This is a genomic window from Pseudarthrobacter sp. NPDC092202 (assembly GCF_044755505.1).
Taxonomy (GTDB): domain Bacteria; phylum Actinomycetota; class Actinomycetes; order Actinomycetales; family Micrococcaceae; genus Arthrobacter.
In genome coordinates, this window is sequence record NZ_JBIVRG010000017.1 from 26,609 (window position 1) to 49,699 (window position 23,091).

Sequence of the window (23,091 nt, forward strand, 5' to 3'; positions counted from 1 at the left end):
CGGTTGTTAAGCGAGCGAGGACAGCAGCTCCGCGCAGGCCTGCTCGCAGCGGCGGCACGCTTCAGCGCAGACCCTGCAGTGTTCGTGCATCCCAGCATGCTGCCCACACTCGTCGCCGCACGCCTTGCAGGCCGTCCGGCATGCCTCCAGGAGGGCGCGGGTGATGTTCGCGTCGTAGCCGGTGTGGCGGGACAGGACGGTGCCCGTTGTGGCGCAAATATCGGCGCAGTCCAAGTTGGTCCGGATGCATTTGGTCAGCTCGGCCACCATGTCCTCGCTGAGGCAGGCGTCCGCGCAGGCTGTACAGGTTTGTGCGCACTCGAAGCACGCTGCGATGCAGTCAGCCAGCTTTCGGCGGTCCACGCCGCCCAGGTCTTTCGGGTAGGTTTCCAGCATTGACGTGATGTGGCTCATCGTTTCGCTCCTGGTCCATTGTCGAAAAAAGCGGGCCAGCGGGCCGCCGACCCATAAAACACAGTAGCCTTACTATTTTGCTTCTGGCCAGCACCGTTTTTTAAGATCAGGGCTTTTAGATCAGGGCGAGAGTAGGCGGCTGGACTTCCCTGTAAATGAGAATGGTTCGCATGTAGTATCTTGGGTATGTCTTTGACCCTTGTCAGCTCCCTTGACGTTTTTAGCCGCCAGAAAGCCTGTGCCGCGCTGGCCGCCGAGCAGCCGGGTGCCCTTGTTGTGTTCCATGAACGTCCGGGGGGTCCAGCTGATCCGCGAGTTGGCGCCGTATGCGGTGCTGGCCGAGAGCGACGGCGACGTGTGCACCGGAGTCCACAGCCTCGCGGAGGCCACCGGGCGCAGCATGCCCGGTTCGGTGCAGGCAGCCCCCGAATCCTCGACTCCATTCGCAACCTGGGTGCACCGGGTGGAGCGGCCCCTGCACCCGGAGCGCTTCCGCCACGCCCTGGCCGCCCTAGCCGAGGCGTGCTGCTGGCTCCGCGGGCGGCTCTGGGTGGCGTCGGCGCCGGATTGCAGGATCGCCGTCCAACGCATTGGTTCGCGGGTCTGGCTGGAGAACACCGGCCCCTGGCAGGCCAGCCGGAAGTCCCTTCCGGTTGTGCCAAATATGCCGGGCGCTGGCCTGGAAGACTGGCATCCCGAGTACGGTGACCGCGGCACCATCCTGGCCTTTACCGGGGACGAACTGGACGCTGCCGGGATCGCCGAATTGCTCAACGCCTGCGAACTGACCGAGGCGGAAATGGCCGCCAGCGAAGACTCGTTCCCGGACCCCTTTGGCCTGAACCAGACCACCGAAACCTCAGAAAGGAGCAGTTCATGAAAGTACGCAACTCACTGCGCGCCCTGAAAAAAATTCCGGGAGCCCAGATTGTCCGCCGCCGCGGCCGGACCTTCGTTATCAACAAGAAGAATCCCCGCATGAAAGCACGCCAGGGCTAAAGCCCTGATGGCCATTAGGGCACCCGGCCGGCAGCGCCCCCTCAGCTCGGGCGCGGCTGGCCGGGTGCTGCCGTCTGCGAGGCGGTCTGCGCTGCGGCGTCTTGGCAGCAGCCGCACGCGTCGGCGCCATCGCCCGCCTTCTCCGGGATCAGCAGCCCGGCGGCAGGCGCGTCCACTCCGGAGGCCGGTGCCGCCGTCGTCGTTCGCTGACCTGCACGCGTGGAGACCGGAGGGGTGGGCGCGCAGCAGCCCTCGCCCTTCCAGGCATCCAGGCCCTCCTTGACGGCCACGGCCGCAATGACCAGCGCGGCCACGGGGTCGGCCCAGGACCAGCCCAGGGTGCTGTTCAGCACCAGGCCCAGCAGCAGGACGCCGGACAGGTACGTGCACAGGAGGGTCTGGCGGGAGTCGGCGACGGCGGACCGTGAGCCGAGCTCGCGGCCCGCCCTGCGCTGGGCCAGGGACAGGAACGGCATCACGGCCAAGCTGACAGCCGCCAGGACAATGCCCACCGTTGAATGCTCCGCCTCACCTGCCCCCAGCAGTGAGCGGACAGCGCCCACGGTGACGAAGGCGGCAAGGGCGAAAAAGGCTATGGCGATGAGCCGCAGTGCCTTCTTTTCGCGCGACTTCGGGTCTCGGCCGGAGAACTGCCAGGCGACGGCAGCCGCCGAGGACACTTCAATCACCGAATCCAGGCCGAACCCGACCAGGGCCGTGGAGGAGGCAATTGTTCCCGCGCTGAGGGCCACAACCGCCTCGATGACGTTGTAGGAGATGGTTGCCGCCACCAAGAGGCGGATCCGGCGGGCCAGGACGGCCTCGCGGTTCGCAGTTTTTGTGGTGTGCGGGGCGGCCATCAGCAGCACCCTTCCTCTGCGCTGACGCTGCAGTGCTCGGGGTCGACGGCCAGGACCACGCCTAGGAGGTTGGTCAGGGCAAGCCCAAGCCGCGGATCGGCCAGCTCATAGCGCATGCGCCGGCCCTCGGGGACGGCCACCACCAGGCCGCAGCCCCGCAGGCAGGCGAGGTGGTTGGAGAGGCTTTGCCGGCTCACGCCGATCAGCTCGGCCAAATCGCTGGGGTACGACGCCGCATCCCGCAGCGCCAGCAGGATCCGGGCCCGGGTGGGATCGGACAGGGCGTACCCGAAGCGGGCCAGGACAGAGGAATGGGTCAGCGTCTCCATGGTTTGCATAGTACAGCCTTGGATGTATTCATTACCTGATGTATCGATGACCCGTCAGAACGCAGCAGATGCACACCTCGGCCAGCCCTAAACATCGGGCAAAAATCATCCCGAAGACACCTGCAGTCAACCTGGCGGCGGCAGCATTGGAGCCGGGGGAGTCCTTGCAGCGAAAGGGGCGGCCAGGCAGCCGTGCCGATCACAACCAAACCAAGCGGAAGGAATAACGCAATGGACGCACCAGCTGTTGAAGCCGCCGTCGCGCTCCTTGTTATGGTCCTCGTGTCAGTCCCGCCGTTGGCCATCGTGGCCCTCGCGGCCGCCCGCGCCACGCCGCGCCAGCTGACCGAGATGCTCATGGCCCGGGACAGCCACTAGGCATGACAACGGGTGACGGCCCGGTTGCCGGCTCATTTAAGGAACTGCGTCCGGGCGATGCCGTGGAAGCGTACCGCAACGGCAGGATGGTTCACCGCGGACCGGTGGTGGAGGCGATTCCGCAGTGTGGCCTGTTCTGGATCCTGGACACCGTGACCGGTTCCAGGCGCCTTATCGACGTGTCAGAGATCGACATTGTCCGCCTGCCCCCGCCGGCGGTGGAGCCACGGATGGAGCGCTTCCTTCCCAGGGGCCGCCGGCAGCCAGCTGAAGGCGCCCCACCGGCGGGCAACCCTGGCGCCCCACCGTCCAGCTGGCGTGACGCATCACCGCGGAGGTAAAGAACCATCAGGCCAGCTATCCCGGAACGACGTCCCGGGGTTGCCAGGTGGCGAATGCAACAGCGAAGCCCCCTGGCAGGCCGAGAGCGGCGGGGCTTAGATCTTCAACCTTCCACAGGGCGGCGGCGGGAGGCCCGCTTAGTCCTGCGGGAATTGGGCCGGACACATCAATTAGGGAGGGAGCTTTGGCCAGGCCCGTCCCGAGTGCTTTGAGGACTGCTTCCTTGCGGACCCAAAGCCGGGTCTGGAACTTGGCCTTCAGCGCGGGCGGCACTTCCTGCAGCTGGCCACGCTCGGACGCGGTCAGCGCAAGTGACGGGAAACCGTCAAAGTCCGCCGCGGACCCGTCCTCAAGATCCACCCCAATACCGGCGAGGCCTTCATCCAGGCTGGCGGCCAGCACGCACCAGTTCGCGGACCGGCTGAGGCTGGCACGGAGCCGGCCGGTACGGGAAGGGACCTGGTATTGGGGGATCCCGTGGCCGCCGCGGTTGCTGCAGGTCGGACAGAAGTAGTCCGCCGTGAGTGACCCGGGGCTGTCTCCGGTGAGTGCGCTGATGTGGAGGCGCAGCGCTATCCGGCCGGCCGTGAAGGTGTCCCGCAGGGCGGGGGAGCGGAAGGTTGCGGCCCTGGCCAGTTCCGCCTCGTCCAGGATGTGAGCCAGGCCCAGGTCCACATCGGACAGCCGGACGGCTGCCAGCGAGAGGCCCTGACGCGACGTCACGGGAGCGGGGGGAGTGCGGACTGGTAAAGCCAGGGGGCCAGGATGGCGCGGGCATCGAAACCGGGGAGTTCGCCGCACGCCTGGTTGGCAGTCTCCACAAAATCAGCTGTGCTGACGCCGCCAAAACGGTACCGGTGCGTCCACGTCCTCAGGAGCCCGAAGAACAGCACATCCCCGGTGGCACGCCGCAGGGCATGCAGGGCAAGGGCGCCGCGCTTGTACACCCGGTCATCGAACATCAGCTCCGGTGAGGGGTCGCCCACCAGCAGGTCCTGCGCCTGGGACGCGAGCAGCTGCCAGGCGCTGCCGGCCCGCTGCTCTGCGGTGGCGTTCCCGGACGCCTCGGACCAGATCCACTCGGCGTAACAGGCGAACCCCTCGTGCAACCAGATGTCAGCCCACGCGGTGGCGGTCAGGGAGTTTCCAAACCACTGATGGGCAAGCTCATGGGCAATAAGCCGCTGGTCCTCCCACTGCTGGGTGAGATGGTTGGGGCCGAACACGGACAGCGACTGGGCTTCCAGGGGAATCTCGAGGGCGTCGTCCGCCACCACCACGGTGTAACCGGCGAAGGGATACGGGCCGAAGCAGGCCTCGAAAGTCTCCATCATCTGGCCCTGCCAGCCAAGGGCGGCAGTGGCGGTGGGCATGAGCGCCCGGGGTGCCGCAACAAACTGCGGGACGGGCCGCGCACCGCCGTCGTGCTGTGTGACGGCGCGGTGCGCCGGAAGCGGGGGCTGGAAGGCCAGCGGAAGAAGCTCGTAGCGGCCGATCTGCACCGTGGCCAGATACGTGGCCATGGGTTCGGCCTGTTCAAAGACCCAGGTTTCGCGGCTGGCCTTGGCATGGCGCGAGACCAGCACACCGTTGCAGACCACCCGGTAGTTGGCCTCCGTGGTGATGGTGTATCCGAAGCTGGCTTTCTGGCTGGGGTGGTCGTTGCAGGGAAACCAGGACGGTGCGCCGGTGGGCTGGCCGGCCACCAGCACGCCGTCGGTGAGCTCTTCCCAGCCCACTTCGCCCCAGTTGCCGCGCAGCGGACCAGGGGAACCGTCGTACCGAATGTCCAGGCTGAAGTCGCTGCCGGCGGCCACCGGACGGGCGGGGACGATGAAGAGCTGGTGTCCCCGCTGGCTGAATCTCTGGACGCGCTGCCCGTCCAGCTGGATTTTCAGCACCCGCAGCCCGGCCAGGTTCAGGGTTATGTTGGCCAGCTCCACGTGGGCGTGCGCTGTGATGGCGGCGTGGCCGGAGAGCCTGTTGGTGGAGACGCGGTAGTCCAGGTACAGCTCGTAGCGGGACACCCCATAGTCGGCGGATCCGTGCCCCGGCGTGTAGGGGTCCGGCAGGGAACGGGAGGGTGCTGCCGTCCGCGATCCGGCCGGCAGGTGCTCCTGGTGTGCGGTCACTGTGGCTGGGCCTCTCGGGCGGGAACGGCGGCGGCCGGGGACGACCATGGGCTGACCGGATTCCCGATCCAGTAGCTGGCCGCCGGAACGGTTTCGCCACGCATCACAAGCGATGCCGGACCCACTGTACCCCCGGCACCAATCCGGGCTGCCGGCAGGATGACCCCGTGCGGGCCCATGGTTGCCCCGGCTTCAAGCGTAACGGTGTCAATGCTCATCACCCGGTCGTGGAAGAGGTGGGTCTGGATGACGCAGCCGCGGTTCACGGTGGAGTTCTCGCCCAGCGTCACCAGGTCCGCCTCGGGCAACCAGTAGCTTTCGCACCAGGCACCGGAGCCAATCTTGGCCCCAAGGCCGCGCAGCCACCAGACCAGGGCAGGGGTGCCCGCGGCAGCACGCGCGAACCAGGGCGCCGTGACCATCTCGATAAAGGTGTCCACCACCTCATTGCGCCAGATGAACGAACTCCACAGGGGGTGCTCCCGCGCATCGATCTTCCCCACCAGAAGCCACTTGGCCGCTACCGAGCTTGCCGCGGCAACAGCCCCGGCCGCCAGCACCACGGGCGCCCCGAGCACGGCGGCGGCGGCATATCCGGCGGTGCCGGCTATCCCGTCCAGCACCGCGAGGAGGGCGACGGCGATAGCCGCGGTGAGGATGACGGGGACGGCGCGGCACAGTTCCCAGCAGGCGCGGTAGATCTTCAGCCGCAGGGGAGGGTCATAGGTGAGGCTCTGGTCAACCTCCATCCGTGCACGGCGCAGGCGCACCGGCGGGCTGCCCAGCCAGGACGTCCCCGATTTCGCTTTCGCCGGCGTCGCGGACAGCACAGCCACCAGCGAGTTCTTGGGCACGCTGCGGCCTGCCCCGGTCATGCCCGAATTCCCCAGGAATGCCCGTTTTCCGATCTTCGCCGGAGCGATCCTCATCCACCCGCCGCCGAGTTCGTAGGAGGCAATCATGGTGTCATCGGCCAGGAATGCGCCGTCGCCCACGGTGGTCATGGAGGGCAGCAGGAGTACGGTGGACGCCTCAACGTTGCGGCCCACCTTGGCCCCCAGCAGCCGCAGCCAGACCGGCGTGAACAGGCTTGCGTAAAGGGGAAAGAGCAGGTCCCGGGCCATGTCCAGGACACGTTCGGTGGCCCACACTCGCCATCCCGTGAAGCTGCGCACGCGGTAGTGGCCTTCCCTGAGTCCAAGGCCCAGCAGACGGACGACGGCGGCCGTCAGGGCCATGTTGGACAGGAACCAGACGACGGCGGCAGCGGGGACAGCCCACAGCAGCACCGGCCACGAGGAGAACAGGGTGTCCTGGCCCTGGACGGCGGCGATCACCGGGAGGGCGCCCAGTGCGGCGGAGGCGAAGGGGATGAGCGCCAGCGCTGCCGCGGCGAGCGCATAGGCGGCAAACGCAAGCACCGACTTCAGCCCGGACGGCGGCCGGGCGGGCCAGTCCTGCTGTGCCTTGCCGAGGCGCTGGGCCGGCGAGCCGGCGAACCGCTGGTTCGCCTTGACCTTGCCCAGGACGGCCGAGCCGGGGGCTATTTCTGCTCCGGCGCCGATGCGCGCCCCGGGCATAAGGGTGCTCCGGGAACCCACAGTCGCCCCGGGGCCCACCCGGACATGTCCAATGTGGACCAGGTCGCCGTCGATCCACCAGCCCGAAAGATCCACCTCGGGTTCGATCGAGCAGCCGGCCCCGAGGCTCAGCATGCCGGTCACGGGCGGGACGGAATGAAGGTCAACATCCTTGCCCACTTTGGCGCCCAGGGCCCGGGCGTAGTACGGAACCCAGGGGGCACCGGCCAGGCTCACAGCTCCGGACAGGTCCGCGATCTGTTCTGCCAGCCACAGCCTCAGGTGCACCTTCCCGGACCGCGGATAACTGCCGGGAACCACGCCGCGGAGCAGCAGGCGGGCCGCCGCCACGGAGATGGCCATCCGGCCCAGCGGATTCACGAAAACCAGCCAGGACGCCAGCACCCACCACCAGGACACGGTGGGGGCATTGGTCAGGACACCCCACGCAGCCAGGATATTGTTGACGGCCATCAGGTAGGTCAGCCAGCGCATGGCCACCAGCACGTGCAGCGGCAGCCCGGCCAGGATCTGGAAGATCTGCGATTTCCGGGCGGTGGGCCGCACTGAACGTTCCATTTGCTCGGAAGCCGCCATGCCGCCGTCGGGCGATGAAAGCCGGGCGAGCTCAATCAGTGCGCCAAGCCGCGGGCGGGCGTAGACGTCTGCCACGGTGATGGTTGGGTAGCGCACCCGGAGGGCGGAGACCAGCCGCGCGGCGGCCAGGCTGCTGCCGCCGTAGGCAAAGAAATCAGCGTCCAGGCTGTCCGGTGGCGTCCCCAGGACGGCCGCCCACTGTTCAACGATCCACGCTGACTGGGGGTCCAGGTCCAGTGCCGCGGTTTCCGTTGCAGACGCTTGCGCCAGCGGCCACGGCAACGCATGGCGGTCCACCTTCCCGCTGGTCTTCACAGGGAGGCTTTCGACGACGGCGAGCAGCGGAACGAGCGCCGCGGGGAGCTGGGCGGCCAGCAGGCGCCGTGACTCGTCCAGATCCGGGGATGTCCCCGGCGCCGGCGCCAGGTACCCCACGAGGATCTGGTTTCCCGCAGCGGTAGTCTGGACCGCGGCAGCCGCGCCCTGAATGCCGGGCAGGGACTGCAGCGCGGCGTCGATTTCGCCCAGTTCGATCCGGCGCCCACCGAGTTTCACCTGCTCATCGGCCCGGCCCACAAAAACCAGGCCTTCAGCCTCGTACCGGACAAGGTCACCGCTGCGGTACGCGCGGTCCCATCCCAGGGTGTCCATGGGCGCATACTTTTCCGCGTCCTTGGCCGGGTCCAGGTAGCGGGCCAGGCCAACACCGCCGATGATCAGTTCCCCGGTCTGCCCTTCGTCCACTGGGACGCCGGCAGAGTCCACCACAGCGAGGTCCCACCCGTCCAGCGGCAGCCCGATCCGGACCGGGGCGGAACCGTCCATCCGTGCCGCGCAAGCGACGACGGTGGCCTCGGTGGGCCCGTAGGTGTTCCAGACCTCGCGTTCGTCCACGGCAAGCCGCGCCGCCAGCTCGGGCGGGCAGGCCTCGCCGCCGAAGATCAGGAGCCTCACCGCGTCCAGTGACTCCGCCGGCCACAGGCCGGCAAGGGTGGGAACGGTGGAGACCACGGTGATCCCGTTCGTGATCAGCCACGGGCCCAGATCCATCCCGGTCCGCACCAGGGACCGCGGGGCGGGCACCAGGCAGGCGCCGTTCCGCCAGGCCAGCCACATCTCCTCGCAGGACGCGTCGAAGGCCACCGACAGCCCCGCCAGGACGCGGTCCGAGGAGTTCACGGGATTGTCCGGAAGGAACAGCCTCGCTTCGGCGTCAACGAAGGCAGCAGCTGACCGGTGGGTCACCGCCACACCCTTGGGTTTGCCCGTGGAGCCGGAGGTGAAAATGACCCAGGCGTCATCCTCGAGCCCGGGCTGCCGGGGCGCCGGGAAGGGACCCTTCCCGCCGGAAACGGTGATGATCTCACCGGCGCGGAGGACCGCCGCCACCCCGGCTTCTTCGAAGACCAGGGCCGCCCGCTCTTCGGGGTCGTCGGCGTCGACCGGAACGTAGGCTGCACCCACCAGCAGTGTGGCGAGGATGGCTACGTACAGTTCGTTGGTTCCCGACGGGATGCGGATCCCGACTTTGTCGCCGGCCCCAATCCCGTTACGGTGCAGGCGCAGGGCGTACGCCTTTGCCGCGGCGTGGAGGTCCGCGTAGCTGAGGGAGGTCCTCCCGTCGTCGAGGGCCGAAGCGTCGGGGAACTGCCGGGCCGTTTCCTCAAAAACCTGGACCAGGGTGCGCGGCGGTGCAGCCTTCCCGGCGCCGGCCAACTGGGGCAGGTACGCTGCCTGGTTCCCGGCCGGTTCAGTCAGATCAGAAACATTCACCGGCTGAAGTTACTCTGCGGGAGTGAACGGATGGTGAACAGCTGCGGCAGCCGTGAAGCGGGATGATCAGCCTGGCCGGTGGCCGGTCTCCCTATGGAGCCGGTTCCAGGCGCTGCGTTCCACCAGGATCGGCAGGTAGCTGCGGATGCCGGCGTGGCCCAGGGTGCCGAATTCGGCGGCCACGATGTCCTCGATGTAGTCCCTGGGGGTCTCCGGATAGCTTGCAGCCAGCCGATCAACCACGCGCAGTACAAGGGGTTCCTCTGGGTCCTGGTCCATCCGACAAATTGTGGGGGTGGCATTGCCGGGCGTCAAGCATGCTTGAATTCTGTATGGCTTATGAAGGGCCGCTGATTCTCGGGGCCCCGTGGCCGGTTCCGCCGAGGCTTGTCTACTCAGCTGCAGAGCTGGCTGCTGCGCTGGACGTCCACCTTGTCTGCGCCTATGTTGATCCGTCCAGTGTCCTCACCGAGTGGGAGCCTCAACGGATACGTACAGCGCTCTCGCTCGACCCCGTTGTCAATGAAGAAGCGCTTTACCCTGCCAAGGAAGTACGTTCACGCATCACGGGGCTTCTTGGGCCGGACGGAACAGCATGGTCCTTCCGGGAACTGCACGGCGACGTCAGCACCGCACTGGCGCGACTGGCTGAAAGCACCGGTGCCTGCATGGTCATGGTGGGCAACGGCCGGCCCGGCGTTCTCGCCAAACTCGGCAGGAGCATGGAGGGCGCGGTGGCGGACAGGCTCACCCGGATACAGAACAGGCCGGTCGTCGTTGTCCGCGAATACTGAGCGTTCTTCACCGCCAGGCAAGGGGACGAAATGTTTCCGCTTTTAATCTCCGGTCCCGGCCGGTCAGCCGTACACTGGCCACAACTACAAGGAGCCGGGGGGCGCTTAGTGGAAGAACAACACGTCTGCCTGGTCATTGAAGATGACCCTGACGTTCGCGGACTGATTACCGCCGTGTTGAGCCGTGCCGGGTTCACGGTGCTCGCCGTCGGCTCAGGGGCCGAGGGCAAAGCAGTAGCCGCCGCATCCGGTCCCACCCTGGCCCTGATCACCCTTGACCTGGGCCTGCCGGACATCGATGGACGGGACCTTAGCCTTGAGCTGCGGAAGCTGAGCCCTGCACCGCTGCTGTTCCTTACGGCCAGGGCAGAAGACGACGACGTCCTTGCCGGGCTCTCGGCCGGAGCCGCCGCGTATCTCACAAAGCCCTTCCTTCCAAGCACGCTGCGGGAAACGGCTCTGGAACTTTGCCGCCTGAAGCCCGGCGCCCGCCTCTGAACGCCGGTTACGGCGGCTGCGTGACTCAGCCGCCCTGGGTGACTCCCGTGTCTGGCAGGGCGAGTGGGCGCCAGTCGGCGATGATCCCGGTATCTTCGTAGGACAGTTTGATGTTGACGTTGTAGCTGCCGGCTCGTCTGAGGTCCGGCACCCAGATTTCGGCCACCCCCGCATCGTGAGGGGTGCCTCCCACCACCCTGTAGGCGAGTTTTTCGGCCTGCCAGGTGAGCGGTACATCCAGGCCGTCCAGGGACCAGGTCAGGAGCAGGGGGACATCCGCGAGTCCCTGGAGGTCAACCCTGACGGCCACGGTCCAGCCCTGCGGATCCTCGCCCTGCGGGCCGGTGGTCGACTCCACCTCCTCCAGCGCCTGCGCCAGCTCCTTGGCCAGTTCGGCCGGGGGAAGCGTCTGGCCTTTTTCGTCCACCGGCTCGATGCTCAAGTACTGGATGGCGCGCTCGGCAGCCTCGGGGACGTAGATGGCGAGGACCTTCTGTTCCGCGACGGCGTCCCTGACATCCTCTGTCAACGGCTTGGGAACCCTCAGCTTTGTCATTGTCGGTCCGGGGGAGGGAGTCGGGCTGTCCGTCCCTGTAGAGGTGCCGGTGGGCGTGGGACTGGGCGTCGCCGTCGTACGCGTCGGCGTGGGCGTTGGCGTGAATGTCCGGAAGGTGGGCCTCGGAACCGGCCGCACGGTGGGCAGGGGACGCATCGTGAACTGTTCCAGGCCCGTGAATTGTGGCGTGGCCACCGCGTTCCGTACGGCTGCTGGCTCCGCCTCGGCGACAACCGCCCCGGCCAGCCCGGCGTCGTCGTAAGTCCGCCCTGCGGAGGCAGCCTCAGGGACGGCGGTCAGGGGCAGGAGCCCGCCGATCCCTTCCGGGGCAAAGCCGGTCAGCGGTGTGCGCTTGATGATGTGGATCGCTTCGATGCGGGCCACGTCGTCGTCCGGCGGCGGGAAGATCCTGTCCCAGAGGTTCAGCACACCCAGGATTGCGGCCGCCAGCGCACCCGCGGCGATGATGAACGTTGAGGTGCGTTTGTACCAGGGAGGTTTGTTTGTGCGCTTGGTCTTTCCCGCCCCTGCACCGCCGGTGGATGTTTTGGCCGGCTTGTACCGGGGGTTCCGTTTGTCCGGTTTGGCTTTCCTGGGCACGGCACAACCTCCCAACGCCAAGTAGAGCAAGGAGCCGTTACTGCCGCGTTACTGGTCAGCTGTTTCAGAAGTCCGGCCCGTTGTGTGCCCGCGTTCCCAGATCGGTCGGCTTGCAGAGGTGGGCGCCGTGGGCCCTCGCTGCACATATTCGGTTACGACACCCATATCCGGATACGACGCTCAAATACCCCTAGCGCCAGCGAACGTGCGCATCACATACGCACTTGCGCGTCGAGAATCGCAGAACGCGTACGACGACGGGGCACGCCCGCCGCCGCCAGCTTGCGTTCCAGCGTCCTCGGATCCATGAGCTCGGCCCAGTCCCAGCGGACCACGTTCAATCCTGTGGCCCGGATCCGGTTTTCGCGATTCTTCTCTGCCACCACGGCCTGGGACGGGGTCCGGCCGTTGAGGTGTTCGGGCTTGGCGTACTTCTCCTCGCCGTCGAATTCACCAACAACTCTTGCTTGCTTCCAATAGAAGTCCGAGTAACCCACCAGGCCATCGCGGTCGCGGATCTCGTGCTGGAGGACCGGAGCTTCGAAGCCGGCCACATGGATCAGCGCCCGGCTCCATGATTCCCCGGCTGATCCCGAAGCCGGATCGGCGAACTCAATAACCGCCCGGATCCTCCGGCCGGCGGTAGCAGAATAATTCGATCCGATTCCCGCCTCGAGCTCTGCCTTGGTCACCGCGGGCAACCGACGCACCCTGTCCGGCCGAAGCACATGGTCCACGGGAACCACAGCCTCGGCGAAAGGCGTGTACGCCGCCAGATCCAGGACGGTGCGGGTGCGGTCCGTGACCAGCAGGCCTTCACGACGGACCACGTTGAGGCCGGCGCGCGCGGCATAATGCCGGCTGACTCCGGCACGCGACCTGCCGCCGTCGTTCGTGAAAGTGAGGGCCTGAACCGGGTGGTGCAGGCCAATGGTGGATATTCCCCACACGCTGGCAGAAGAGTGCCGCGCGAACACGGTGGGCTTCTCGAACGTTTCGGCCGCTGCCTGGACCCGGAGACGGTACTGCTCCCAGGGCTTCAGGCTCCGCCACTCAGCGCCATCGGTGTAGATGCCGTGCCGGATGCGGACCAGGGCACCCGCCTTCACGCGCTTGGTGAGCTCGTCCGGAGTGAGGCCATGCAGGAGGCGGTCGCGGGACAGCAGGAGCGGCGGAAGATCGGGCATGGACCGACGTTGCCAGCTGCGCGCCCGCCGGTGGTAGGGGCGGGTGCCACTATGTGGACAAGTGCTGCCCGACGCGCATGTCCGTTTTCGACTCGCAGGATAGGTGGCGCACCCCGTATGTGGGCCGCGCGGGCGAACGAGCGCGTCGAAAACGAATCCGGGCGTCACGGCCTGCCGTACGGAAGCAGGGAGCAGGAACGCACGACGGCGGCACGCGCCACCCGCGGGCAAGGAGGCAGGGCAGGGGGCGGGGCCGGCAGGCGGGAGGGGGAAGGCCGGGGAGGCGCAACGCTTGACGGGCCCGCGGGCTTCCGCATATCCTGAACGAACGGTCGGTAAATAATTCCGCACGTCCCAGACGGTCTTTGCATAGGAGCAACCATGGCAGCCCAGAACTTGCAGTCAGTGCCGGTCGAGCTAACGGCTGGAACCAGCGAAACGGCAGAGGCGGACGGCCAGGCCAACTTTGACCGCGTCATTGCCGAGGACTCCCGCATCGAGCCCAAGGACTGGATGCCGGCGGCCTACCGCAAGACCCTCCTGCGCCAGATCTCCCAGCATGCCCACTCTGAGATCATCGGGATGCAGCCGGAAGCCAACTGGATCTCCCGCGCCCCCAGCCTGAAGCGCAAGGCCATCCTCATGGCCAAGGTCCAGGATGAGGCCGGCCACGGGCTGTACCTCTACTCCGCCGCCGAGACCCTGGGCCAGAACCGGGACGAGATGACGGATGCGCTGATCGCCGGGAAGGCCCGCTACTCCAGCATCTTCAACTACCCGGCCCGCACCTGGGCGGACATGGGCGCTATCGGCTGGCTGGTGGACGGCGCCGCCATCTGCAACCAGGTCCCGCTGTGCCGCGCCTCCTACGGCCCCTACGGCCGGGCCATGGTCCGCATCTGCAAGGAGGAGTCGTTCCACCAGCGCCAGGGTTTCGAGATCCTGCTGGAGCTCTCCAACGGCACCCCCGCCCAGAAGCAGATGGCCCAGGACGCCGTGAACCGCTGGTACGCCCCGGCCCTGATGATGTTCGGCCCGCCGGATGACGATTCCCCCAACTCCAAGCAGTCCATGGCCTGGAACATCAAGCGCTTCAGCAACGATGAACTCCGCAGCCGCTTCGTGGGCATGATGGTGGAGCAGGTCCGGGTCCTGGGCCTCACCCTCCCCGATGACCAGATCCGCTTCAACGAGGACAGCAAGAAGTGGGAGCACGGCCCGCTGGACTGGGAAGAGTTCCACGAGGTGCTGGCCGGCCGCGGCCCCTGCAACTCCCAGCGCCTTGAGCGCCGCAGGGAAGCGCACGACGACGGCGCCTGGGTCCGCGAGGCAGCCGCCGCCTATGCACAGAAACAGTCAATGACGACGAAGGAATACGCAGCATGAGCCCCCACGGCAACCCGGAAGCCCCCGCCAGCTCCGCCACCGAGATCAACCGCGAAGCCCCCAAGGCATCCCCCAAGCCGCAGGAACACACAGACCACGCCTGGGGCCTTTGGGAGGTCTTCGTCCGGTCCAGCCGCGGCCTGAGCCACGTCCACGCCGGCTCCCTGCATGCACCGGACGCCGCCATGGCCCTGCGCAACGCCCGGGACCTCTACACCCGCCGAAACGAGGGCGTGTCCATCTGGGTTGTCCCCGCGGACGCCATCGCCGCCAGCGATCCCGATTCCAAGGGCGCGTTCTTCGAGTCCCCCCAGGGCAAGGACTACCGCCACGCCACGTATTACACCAAGAGCGAAGGGGTGAAGCACCTGTGAGCGAAGCCAACGCCTCCGCAACAAGAATCACCCCCGGCAACGCCCTCCGCCCCGAGGACATCGCGCTGGAGGTCCGCACCGGCCTCGCGAAGCCAACCGAAGACGTCGCCGAATATGCCCTCAGGCTGGGTGACGACGCCCTGATCCTCGCCCAGCGCCTGGGCCACTGGATCTCCCGCGCCCCCGAGCTGGAGGAGGACATCGCCCTGGGCAACATCGCCCTGGACGAACTGGGCCACGCCCGCTCCTTCCTCAGCTACGCCGGCGGCGCCATGGTGAACGACGACGGTTCGGCTAGGAGCGAGGACGACCTCGCCTATTTCCGGCGCGAGCATGAGTTCCGCAGCGTGCAGCTGTTCGAGCAGCCCAACGGGGACTTCGCGGCCACCATCGCCCGCCAGTTCGTGGTGAGCTACTACCAGTTCCTGCTCTACAGCCGCCTCACCGAATCGAAGGACGCCACCCTGGCCGCCATCGCCGCCAAGGCCGTGAAGGAAGTGGACTACCACCGCGACCACGCGGCCCAGTGGGTCCTGCGCCTGGCCGGCGGCACCGAGGAATCCCGTAAGCGGATGATCCACGGGTTCCGCATTATGTGGCCCTACGTGGAGGAACTCTTCCGGGACGACGCCCTGACGGACCGGCTCGCGGAGGCGGGCATCGCCGTCGCGCCTTCCTCGCTCAGGGAGGACTTTGACCGGCTCACCGGCGAAATCCTCACCGAGGCCGAACTCGAGGTGCCGGACGTTCCCGCAGCCCCCGGCGGCGGCCGGCAGGGCAAGCACTCCGAACACCTGGGCTACATCCTGGCCGAGATGCAGGTCCTGGCCCGCGAGCACCCCGGAGCGAAGTGGTGACGGCAGCGATGTACATCTCCGATTTTGAATCCAGGACGCAGACGCCGCGGCAGAAGGCCTGGGACATCGCCGCCACCGTGGTGGACCCGGAGATTCCCGTGCTGAGCATCGCGGACCTGGGGATCCTTCGGGACGTCGCAGTTGCAGGGGACCACGTAAAGGTCACCATCACCCCCACGTACTCGGGCTGCCCGGCCATGGACGCCATCCGGGACGACGTCAAAACCGCCTTCGCCAAGGAGGGCTACCAGGACGTCGAGGTGGACTTGGTGCTCTCCCCGGCCTGGACCACGGACTGGATGACGGAGCAAGGCAAGCAGAAGCTGCAGGAGTACGGCATCGCCCCGCCCACGGGCAAATCCCACGCAGCACGGCACGCCGGCCCCATCCGCCTCACCATGGCCGTGAAGTGCCCGCAGTGCGCCAGCCTGAACACCAAAGAGCTCACCCGCTTCGGCTCCACCTCCTGCAAGGCGCTGTACGTCTGCCAGGACTGCAAGGAACCGTTCGACTACTTCAAAGTCCTGTAAGGAAGCCCCATGCCTGTTGTCCGCCAGACTGCCGCCGAGGAGGCGCAGGCCACCGGCCGCCGTCGTCCGTCCTTCCACACCCTGGCCGTGAAGGAGGTGCGCCGGCTCACCGATGACGCCATCGAGGTGTCCTTCCACGTGCCCGCGGAGCTCGCCGGCCAGTTCGACTACCTGCCCGGCCAGTACGTGGCGCTGCGCACCACGCTGCCGGACGAGTCCGGTGAGCCGAAGGAAATCCGCCGCAGCTACTCCATTTGCGCCGAGCCGCGCAGCTTCGAGGACGGCACCAGCGAGATCCGGGTGGCCATCAAGAAGGACCTGGGCGGGCTGTTCTCCACCTGGGCCAACGCCGAGCTGAAGGCCGGGGACACCCTGGACGTGATGAGTCCCATGGGTGCGTTCGTCTCCAAGTTCGGCCGTGACGGCCAGGCCGTGGAGCAGAACCGGATGAACTCCATGAACAACCCGGAGGAGCTGGCGGGGGACGTCGCCTCCCAGGGGGAAGCGAGCTTCGTGGCCATCGCCGCCGGTTCCGGCATCACCCCGGTGATCGCGATCGCCCGGACGCTGCTGGCCGCCAACCCGGAGTGCCGGTTCGATCTGATCTATGCCAACAAGGCCGCCATGGACGTGATGTTCCTGGAGGAGCTGGCGGACCTGAAGGACAAGTACCCGCAGCGGCTGGCCATCCACCACGTGCTCTCCCGCGAGCAGCGGATCGCGCCGCTGCTCTCCGGCAGGATTGATTCGGAGAAGCTCCAGCAGCTGCTGGGCACCGCCATCCACGCGGACGATGTGGATGAGTGGTTCCTGTGCGGGCCGTTCGAGCTGGTGCAGCTGTGCCGGGACACCCTGGCCGAGCGCGGCGTGAGGCCGGAGAGCGTCCGGTTCGAGCTGTTCACCTCCGGGAAGCCGGACAAACCGGAGGGCAACGCTGGCCGTCCCGTGCTGGTGGACGAGTCCAAGGAGACGTACAAGATCACGTTCAAGCTGGACGGCCTGCAGGGCGAGGTGGCCAGCCCCACCCATGCCCGCGAGTCCATCCTCAACGCCGCGCTGCGGGTCCGCCCGGATGTGCCGTTCGCGTGCGCCGGGGGAGTGTGCGGCACCTGCCGGGCCAAGGTGGTCACCGGCAGCGTGACCATGGACGAGAACTACGCGCTGGAGCAGGATGAGCTGGACAAGGGCTATGTGCTGACCTGCCAGAGCCACCCCACCAGCAAGGAAGTCACGGTCGACTTCGACGTCTAAGTCTTTGCCGGGTCTTATCGAAGGAGCCCCATGATTTCCCTCTCCATCAACAACGCTGTCGCCGAAGTCGTTCTGGACGCACCGCACAAGCTGAACTCGCTGGATGAGCAGGCGCTGAAGGATTTAGCACAGGCGTACGACGACGCTGCTGCCGCCGCCTCCCGTGGTGAGGTGCGGGCACTGCTGCTGAGAGGAGAGGGCCGCGCCTTCTGCGCGGGCCGGGACATCCAGAACGTGACGCCGGAGAGTGACGACGCCGCCGCGTACCTGGGCGGGCTGGTGGAGCCGCTGCTGAAGAAGATGGTGGAGTTCCCGGCGCCCACCTTTGCCGCGGCGCACGGGGCGTGCCTGGGCGTGGGGCTGGGGCTGCTGCTGGCCACGGACGTGGTGTACGTGGCGGAGAACGCGAAGTTCGGATCGCCGTTCGCCAAGCTGGGGGCCACGCTGGACTCCGGCGGGCACTGGTACTTCACCGAGCGGCTGGGCATGCACCGGACGCTGGACCTGATCTACACGGCGGACCTGATCTCCGGCGCCGAGGCTGTGGCGCAGGGGATGTTCAGCCGGGCCATGCCGGGGGATTCCTTGTTGGAAATCACGCGGGGGATCGTGGGCCGGGTCGCTTCCGGCGCTACCGGTGCGTTTGTGGCGAGCAAGGAGCTGGTGGCGCACATCCGGGACCAGCGCCTTGGCCTATGGGAGGCCATGCAGGAGGAGAACGCCGAGCAGGCCCGTCTCTGCAAGACTGACGATTATGCCGAGGGCTTCCGGGCTTTCCAGGAAAAACGTGAGCCGAAGTTCACCGGTTTCGCTGGGTGAGCCTGCCGCCAAGGGTGGTTGGGCTCGTCGAAACCGAAACCCGTTGACGGAGCTGTCGAAATCCTCGGCTTCTCCATTTTTTCTGCCTCTCTTCCTTCATAGATCTTGAGCCAATCTTCGGTTACAGCTGCGGTGACCTTGATTCAACTTCGAAAGAGTGAGCGAGCCTGGATAAACCAGTTCAAAGCACGCTGCACCGAGCCGGTAAGCAAAAACCGGCCGGGGCGAGCGGCAACCCGATGGGTGACGTGGGACTCGGCTCGTCACCGATTCAGCATTCATTCCGGCAGTTATATGCCGGTCGCTTCCACAGCAAATGGTGCTCTCTCACCTGTCGATGCGCCGTGGCAGCACGAATGAGAAAAGAATCAACATGGGGGCATCTCAGAGACGGTTTCTCGCCGCCGCTGCTTCACTTGCCATCGCAACATGCAGCTTCGGGTCTGTTGCACCGGCCATCGCAGCACCAACGACTGTAACCAACGAGCAGGTTACGGAACCAACAAATCCACCCGCCGAAACGGGCACGGCTCCCGCTGAAACCCTGGCGGCGACTCCCGCAGAGGCAAGCCAGCCAGCACCGACAGAAGGGCACAGCGCTCCTGCAACTGCCCCTGCGGAACCGGCACCGCATGAAAGTTCGGAAGCACCCCAGGTGGCCTCGGCTGAAAGCCTGAACGCGGCCAGCGAATCCGGCACCACGTTCGGCCAGGTCTTCGGGCTCTTGGGCTCGCTGAAGGTTCTGCCTGAGTCAACGGTGCAGTACGACCGGTCCCTGTTTGAGCATTGGATTGATGCTGATGGGGATGGCTGCCACACACGCAAAGAAGTCCTGATTGCAGAATCGCAGGTCCCGGCCACCGTCAGTGCAGGCTGCACAGTGACAGCAGGCCAGTGGACTGGATGGTACGGCGGAGGCACGGCATATGATGCCTCTGCCATTGAGATCGACCACTTTGTTGCCCTGTCGGAGGCGTGGGACTCGGGCGCTGCATACTGGACGCCGGAGCAGCGCCGTGCCTTCGCAAATGACATGGTGATCGGCGAATCGCTGGAGGCCGTCCCGTCGGCCGTCAACCAGAGCAAGAGCGATCATGACCCCACCGGCTGGCTGCCGGCGGACCCATCAGTTTGGTGCAGGTACGCGACTTCCTGGCTGAAGGTTAAGTACCGCTGGAATCTGGCTGTGGATCAAGACGAATATTACGGGATCGAGCGGATCCTCTCCCTCGGAAGTTGCGGCTATGACACGTTGTACTACCCGGAGAAGGCCGGCACCACCGAGCCGACTGCCGATAGAACCTACTTAGTGCAAGGCGCTATTGCCGCAAAACATGCAGCAGCAGCGGGGGTGCTGGGTTCTCCCACCTCCCAGGAGTTCGCCAACCAGCGGTTCGGCGGGGCCTACCAGCTCTTTGAGCGTGGCACTATCGCTTACCTCCAGCAGTACGGCGCATACGCTGTCATCGGCGGCATCAACGCCGTATGGCATTCAATCGGCGCCCAGGACAGCGATCTCGGCTACCCGACTTCTGATGAGTACGCGCCGATGGCCGGTGGCGTGATGCAGAACTTCCAGTTCGGCAAAATCTCGTGGAACCCGGCCACCGGGTCCAGGATCACGAAGGGCGGCATCGGCGTCACGTGGGACAACGCAGGCGGCCCGCTCAGCGGTCTCGGTTATCCCACAACGGATGAATACGCTCCGATGCCGGGCGGCGTCATGCAGGGTTTCCAGTACGGAAAGATCTCCTGGAACGCTGCAACCGGGTCTCGCATCACAAAGGGTGGTATCGGTGCCACCTGGGACAAAGTAGGAGGTCCACTCAGTGGCCTTGGCTACCCCACTACGGACGAGTACGCCACCGCCAACGGAGGCGTGACGCAGGCGTTCCAGTACGGGCAGATCGTCTGGTCGCCTGCAACGGGCTCCCGGTTCATCAAGGGCGGTATCGGCCAGACGTGGATCAACGCTGGCGGGCCTAACAGCGGACTGGGTTACCCCACCTCGGATGAGGTCGGCGGCCTTGTCGGCGGCGGTGCGAAGCAGTACTTCCAAGGCGGAGAGGTGGTTTGGTCTCCTGCTTCGGGTGCCCGCGTCATGACCGGTGGGATCAGGTCAGCGTGGGTCGGCCAGGGCTCCGAAGGAGGACGCCTGGGCTACCCGACCACCAATGAGTATGGTGCCAGCGGTGGCGGGTACTCGCAGGACTACCAGGGCGGCCGCATCACGTGGCGCTCCGGCAGTGTTGGCATCGAGTACGCGTCCGACGCCTACCAGCCCGCACCCGCACCCGCACCCGCACCCGCACCTGCGCCGGCACATGCGCCTGCTCCCGCCCCAGCCCCGGTTTACTATGCGAACTGCGATGCAGTGCGTGCTGCAGGGAAAGCGCCCCTCTACAGCTGGCAGCCGGGCTACCGCTCCGCACTGGACGGGGACTTCGACGGCATCGCCTGCGAATAGGAACAGGGGAAAGCCCCACCCTCGATCATTGAGGGTGGGGCTTTTTCGGCTTGTTCCAGACACCGAAATGAACCGAAGATTCAGTCATTTAGGAAGGTCCATATGTTCCTTCAGGCAGGCGCCGGCTGGAGCGGACCGGGCGGGACGCGGTAGCCGCGGCAACAATCCCAAGCAGGACGATGACCGCGGCAATCTGCTGCCACTCGCCGTCGAACACCTCAAGCTTCGAGGATGCTGAGGCGTTGAAGGACGCGTGCAGCAGCCCCACGATCAGCAGGGAGTAGCCCGTCCTCAAGTACGCGATTCCCATGAGCAGGCGGAAGAACGGGGCGAAGAGGAACAGGACCGCCCAGGAGACGGCGACGTCGGTCCAGGGCGTGCCGGCGAAGCCCTTCTCAGCGAAGGCGAAGGGCAGGTGGATGAGTGCGAACGGGATGGCGGTCAGCAGGGCAGCCATGACAGCTCCCCGCCGGTCCATGAGGCGGTGCTGCACCACGCCGGTCCAGGCGAGCTCCTCCCAGATGTTGGCCAGCAGGGCGCCGATGATCACGGTGTTCAGCAGGTAGTTCCCGGCCAGGGGCGCCCAGCCGCCAGCCGGCGCGTGGAAGGTGCCCGTCAGCGCAGCTATGAGGGCCGTCAGCGCGGGAAGGGCCAAAACCGCCACCACGTACCAGGCTGCGCCCACCCGCCAGCGGAACGCCCGGCGGAAAAGCTCACGGAGGGCTGGCCGGCCGTCCGCGGCGCCCGTGACCAGGATGGCCGTGCCCAGCAGTATCAGCAGTTCGGCGAGGATTCCGGGCAGGATGTTGCCCAGCAGCAGGAGGGACAGGATCTGGGCGGCCCAGGACAGCGTGACGGCGATGACCACGAAGGCGGCCACGGGATGCCGTTTGATGAGTGGCAGGGGACCGGCCGGAGGCGGGGTCATCAGCGGGCCCCGGACAACGGGCGGATGTGGTTGACCATCTCGTCGAAGAAGACGTTCTGGTTGCCGGCGCTGCCCAGGCCGTGCCCGCCCTCAAGCCAGACCAGCTTCTTGTCCGGGGCCGTCAGGGCGTTGTAGTACTCCTCCACCAGGGAGGACATGGCGTTGACGTCGTGCCGGCCGACGAAGAAGTACACCGGCACCCGCAGTTCCGCCGCCTGTTCCTTAAAGTCCAGGCCTTCCAGCTGTGGGTACACCACGTTGAACGTTTCGATCAGCCCCCGGGTGTGGTTTATTTTGTCGATGTAACCGTACTCGGGGACGAAGAACGGGATGAGGGGCACGATGACCGTGAACCGCGGGGTGTCCATGATTTCGTTGAGCACGTTCAGGAAGTCGACATAGGGGGCCACCACGTTGTCCCCGCGGTACGGCGGCGGGCCGTTGCGGCGCAGCTCCTCCGCCCGCCCGGTGTCGCCCTGCTCGTCGAGGTGCTGCAGGGCCAGCTCGTAGCCCATGCGGTCGTTCTGGGTGGTGTTCACCATCTGGCCGCTGCTGACGAACGCGTGGTACAGCTCCGGGTGTTCCTGGACCAGCCAGATGCCGATGATGCTGGACCAGGACACCCCGTAGATGAAGACTTTCTGCTGCCCGAACCGTTCCCGGAGCAGGTTGGTGAGGGCCACGGCATCAGCCACGTACCGTTCCTTGTCCAGCTCGCTGAAGGGCACGGCGCCGAAGGATTTCCCGGTGCCCGGCTCGTCCCAGCTCACCACGGTGAAGTGCTCCTCGAGCGGCCGGAACTCCATGGAATTGAAGAACCCGCCACCGCCCGGGCCGCCCATGCCCAGGTTGAGCAGCACGGGGTTGGAGGTGTCGCTGCCCCGGACCATGATCCACTGCTCGCTGCCGTTCAGCTCCACTTTTCCGACGCTCGCGATGCTGCCGGGCAGGGCCTGTCCGTCCGGGCCGGTGATGGGCGCCGTCGTCGTGAAGACCTGCGAGGCGAGGACGGCAGCGGCGGCGATGAGCGCCAGGACCCCCAGGCCGGCCGGCTGGGCGTAGGGCTGCCGGCGGCGGACCACCAGCCAGGCCACCGCAGCCAGCGCCACCAGCAGCAGGGGCAGCCAGGCCAGGGCCGGAACCCCCGTGGTAAGGGGCAGCAGCACCTCCGGCAGGAGCAGGACGGAGGCGGCCACCAGCGCGAGGGCTGTCTTCCAGCCAACGGCCCGACGGCGCCGCGATGGGACTGGCGCTTCCGTGGCGGTGGCGCCGTGGGCTGGCATAGTCCGGTGGGAGTTCATGGCACAGGGAGGGGTCGCTCGGGGAAGGATGGCCGGGGATGGAGCGGTGGACCGGTGGGTCTTCTTCGAGGATCCGCCCAACGGCGGCCGGCTTCTAGGGCTGAAGGTCCCGCTGTTCCAGGCGCTGACTTTCCGGGAC

At 66.7% G+C, this 23,091-nt stretch carries 24 protein-coding genes; 13 read left to right on the forward strand and 11 right to left on the reverse strand.

The features are described 5' to 3' along the window. Positions 1–6: 6 nt before the first annotated feature. Positions 7–414, reverse strand: a complete 408-nt coding sequence (locus ACIQF4_RS18965; protein WP_400517218.1) for a four-helix bundle copper-binding protein — start codon at positions 412–414, stop codon at positions 7–9. A 283-nt stretch (positions 415–697) separates the two neighbouring features. On the opposite strand from ACIQF4_RS18965, the gene ACIQF4_RS18970 reads away from it, so the two are divergent. Together ACIQF4_RS18970 and ykgO are read left to right on the forward strand one after the other, a co-directional pair. Next, positions 698–1,294, forward strand: coding sequence for a GTP-binding protein (locus ACIQF4_RS18970; RefSeq protein WP_400517219.1), 597 nt, complete (start codon positions 698–700; stop codon positions 1,292–1,294). Beyond that, positions 1,291–1,413, forward strand: coding sequence for a type B 50S ribosomal protein L36 (gene ykgO / locus ACIQF4_RS18975; protein WP_011693081.1), 123 nt, complete (start codon positions 1,291–1,293; stop codon positions 1,411–1,413). Before ACIQF4_RS18970 ends, ykgO begins: the two co-directional genes overlap by 4 nt. Before the next feature lie 41 nt (positions 1,414–1,454). Here ykgO and ACIQF4_RS18980 read toward each other — a convergent pair whose 3' ends face one another. Further along, positions 1,455–2,273, reverse strand: a complete 819-nt coding sequence (locus tag ACIQF4_RS18980) for a cation transporter (protein WP_400517220.1) — start codon at positions 2,271–2,273, stop codon at positions 1,455–1,457. After that, entirely contained in the window at positions 2,273–2,602 is a 330-nt protein-coding gene (locus tag ACIQF4_RS18985; RefSeq protein ID WP_231457216.1) for a helix-turn-helix transcriptional regulator, read from the reverse strand. The genes ACIQF4_RS18980 and ACIQF4_RS18985 overlap by 1 nt, the downstream gene beginning before the upstream one ends. 231 nt (positions 2,603–2,833) lie before the next feature. On the opposite strand from ACIQF4_RS18985, the gene ACIQF4_RS18990 reads away from it, so the two are divergent. Continuing rightward, entirely contained in the window at positions 2,834–2,980 is a 147-nt protein-coding gene (locus ACIQF4_RS18990; RefSeq protein ID WP_350002698.1) for a hypothetical protein, read from the forward strand. Between the two features lie 2 nt (positions 2,981–2,982). Beyond that, positions 2,983–3,321: a hypothetical protein gene (locus ACIQF4_RS18995; RefSeq protein WP_350002697.1), complete on the forward strand. Its 339-nt coding sequence runs from the start codon at positions 2,983–2,985 to the stop codon at positions 3,319–3,321. Between the two features lie 16 nt (positions 3,322–3,337). Here the strand turns inward: ACIQF4_RS18995 and ACIQF4_RS19000 are convergent, their stop codons facing one another. The 4 genes from ACIQF4_RS19000 to ACIQF4_RS19015 all read right to left on the reverse strand — a co-directional run bounded on the left by ACIQF4_RS19000 (position 3,338) and on the right by ACIQF4_RS19015 (position 9,683). Further along, a complete protein-coding gene (locus ACIQF4_RS19000) occupies positions 3,338–4,045 on the reverse strand; it encodes a 4'-phosphopantetheinyl transferase family protein (protein WP_400517221.1) in 708 nt (235 codons plus the stop codon). Continuing rightward, positions 4,042–5,454, reverse strand: coding sequence for a M1 family metallopeptidase (locus ACIQF4_RS19005; RefSeq protein WP_400517222.1), 1,413 nt, complete (start codon positions 5,452–5,454; stop codon positions 4,042–4,044). The genes ACIQF4_RS19000 and ACIQF4_RS19005 overlap by 4 nt, the downstream gene beginning before the upstream one ends. Beyond that, positions 5,451–9,404: a Pls/PosA family non-ribosomal peptide synthetase gene (locus tag ACIQF4_RS19010; protein WP_400517223.1), complete on the reverse strand. Its 3,954-nt coding sequence runs from the start codon at positions 9,402–9,404 to the stop codon at positions 5,451–5,453. Before ACIQF4_RS19010 ends, ACIQF4_RS19005 begins: the two co-directional genes overlap by 4 nt. 66 nt (positions 9,405–9,470) lie before the next feature. Continuing rightward, positions 9,471–9,683 carry a three-helix bundle dimerization domain-containing protein gene (locus ACIQF4_RS19015; protein ID WP_400517224.1) on the reverse strand — a complete coding sequence of 71 codons (213 nt, stop codon included), beginning with the start codon at positions 9,681–9,683 and terminating at the stop codon, positions 9,471–9,473. A 38-nt stretch (positions 9,684–9,721) separates the two neighbouring features. Here ACIQF4_RS19015 and ACIQF4_RS19020 point away from each other — a divergent pair, with 38 nt between their 5' ends. Further along, complete coding sequence (locus ACIQF4_RS19020; protein WP_400580025.1) at positions 9,722–10,198, forward strand: universal stress protein; 477 nt, start codon at positions 9,722–9,724, stop codon at positions 10,196–10,198. 108 nt (positions 10,199–10,306) lie between these two features. Then, positions 10,307–10,696 carry a response regulator transcription factor gene (locus ACIQF4_RS19025; RefSeq protein ID WP_400517226.1) on the forward strand — a complete coding sequence of 130 codons (390 nt, stop codon included), beginning with the start codon at positions 10,307–10,309 and terminating at the stop codon, positions 10,694–10,696. A 25-nt stretch (positions 10,697–10,721) separates the two neighbouring features. Here the strand turns inward: ACIQF4_RS19025 and ACIQF4_RS19030 are convergent, their stop codons facing one another. Beyond that, the gene (locus tag ACIQF4_RS19030) at positions 10,722–11,852 is read right to left on the reverse strand and encodes a hypothetical protein (protein WP_400517227.1); all 1,131 of its coding nucleotides are present in this window, start codon (positions 11,850–11,852) and stop codon (positions 10,722–10,724) included. A gap of 212 nt (positions 11,853–12,064) precedes the next feature. After that, positions 12,065–13,039 carry a hypothetical protein gene (locus ACIQF4_RS19035; protein WP_400517228.1) on the reverse strand — a complete coding sequence of 325 codons (975 nt, stop codon included), beginning with the start codon at positions 13,037–13,039 and terminating at the stop codon, positions 12,065–12,067. Positions 13,040–13,420: 381 nt separating this feature from the next. Between ACIQF4_RS19035 and paaA the strand changes: the two genes are divergently transcribed. From paaA to ACIQF4_RS19070, 7 genes are all read left to right on the forward strand, one after another. Next, positions 13,421–14,425, forward strand: a complete 1,005-nt coding sequence (paaA, locus tag ACIQF4_RS19040) for a 1,2-phenylacetyl-CoA epoxidase subunit PaaA (RefSeq protein ID WP_400517229.1) — start codon at positions 13,421–13,423, stop codon at positions 14,423–14,425. After that, on the forward strand, positions 14,422–14,799 hold the full coding sequence (gene paaB / locus ACIQF4_RS19045) for a 1,2-phenylacetyl-CoA epoxidase subunit PaaB (RefSeq protein WP_104184541.1): 378 nt from the start codon (positions 14,422–14,424) through the stop codon (positions 14,797–14,799). The genes paaA and paaB overlap by 4 nt, the downstream gene beginning before the upstream one ends. Next, positions 14,796–15,656 (forward strand): 1,2-phenylacetyl-CoA epoxidase subunit PaaC, encoded by an 861-nt coding sequence (gene paaC, locus ACIQF4_RS19050; protein WP_400517231.1) that lies wholly within the window; start codon positions 14,796–14,798, stop codon positions 15,654–15,656. The genes paaB and paaC overlap by 4 nt, the downstream gene beginning before the upstream one ends. Before the next feature lie 8 nt (positions 15,657–15,664). Further along, on the forward strand, positions 15,665–16,186 hold the full coding sequence (paaD, locus tag ACIQF4_RS19055) for a 1,2-phenylacetyl-CoA epoxidase subunit PaaD (RefSeq protein WP_400517249.1): 522 nt from the start codon (positions 15,665–15,667) through the stop codon (positions 16,184–16,186). 9 nt (positions 16,187–16,195) lie between these two features. After that, positions 16,196–17,437: a 1,2-phenylacetyl-CoA epoxidase subunit PaaE gene (gene paaE, locus ACIQF4_RS19060; RefSeq protein ID WP_400517232.1), complete on the forward strand. Its 1,242-nt coding sequence runs from the start codon at positions 16,196–16,198 to the stop codon at positions 17,435–17,437. Positions 17,438–17,467: 30 nt separating this feature from the next. Beyond that, entirely contained in the window at positions 17,468–18,256 is a 789-nt protein-coding gene (locus tag ACIQF4_RS19065; RefSeq protein ID WP_400517233.1) for an enoyl-CoA hydratase/isomerase family protein, read from the forward strand. Positions 18,257–18,911: 655 nt separating this feature from the next. After that, the gene (locus ACIQF4_RS19070; RefSeq protein ID WP_400517235.1) at positions 18,912–20,723 is read left to right on the forward strand and encodes an excalibur calcium-binding domain-containing protein; all 1,812 of its coding nucleotides are present in this window, start codon (positions 18,912–18,914) and stop codon (positions 20,721–20,723) included. Between the two features lie 88 nt (positions 20,724–20,811). On the opposite strand, the gene ACIQF4_RS19075 is transcribed toward ACIQF4_RS19070, so the two are convergent. Both ACIQF4_RS19075 and ACIQF4_RS19080 read right to left on the reverse strand, forming a co-directional pair. Then, positions 20,812–21,651 (reverse strand): lysostaphin resistance A-like protein, encoded by an 840-nt coding sequence (locus ACIQF4_RS19075; RefSeq protein ID WP_400517236.1) that lies wholly within the window; start codon positions 21,649–21,651, stop codon positions 20,812–20,814. Then, positions 21,651–22,934 (reverse strand): alpha/beta fold hydrolase, encoded by a 1,284-nt coding sequence (locus tag ACIQF4_RS19080; RefSeq protein ID WP_400580027.1) that lies wholly within the window; start codon positions 22,932–22,934, stop codon positions 21,651–21,653. The genes ACIQF4_RS19075 and ACIQF4_RS19080 overlap by 1 nt, the downstream gene beginning before the upstream one ends. Positions 22,935–23,091 lie beyond the last annotated feature (157 nt).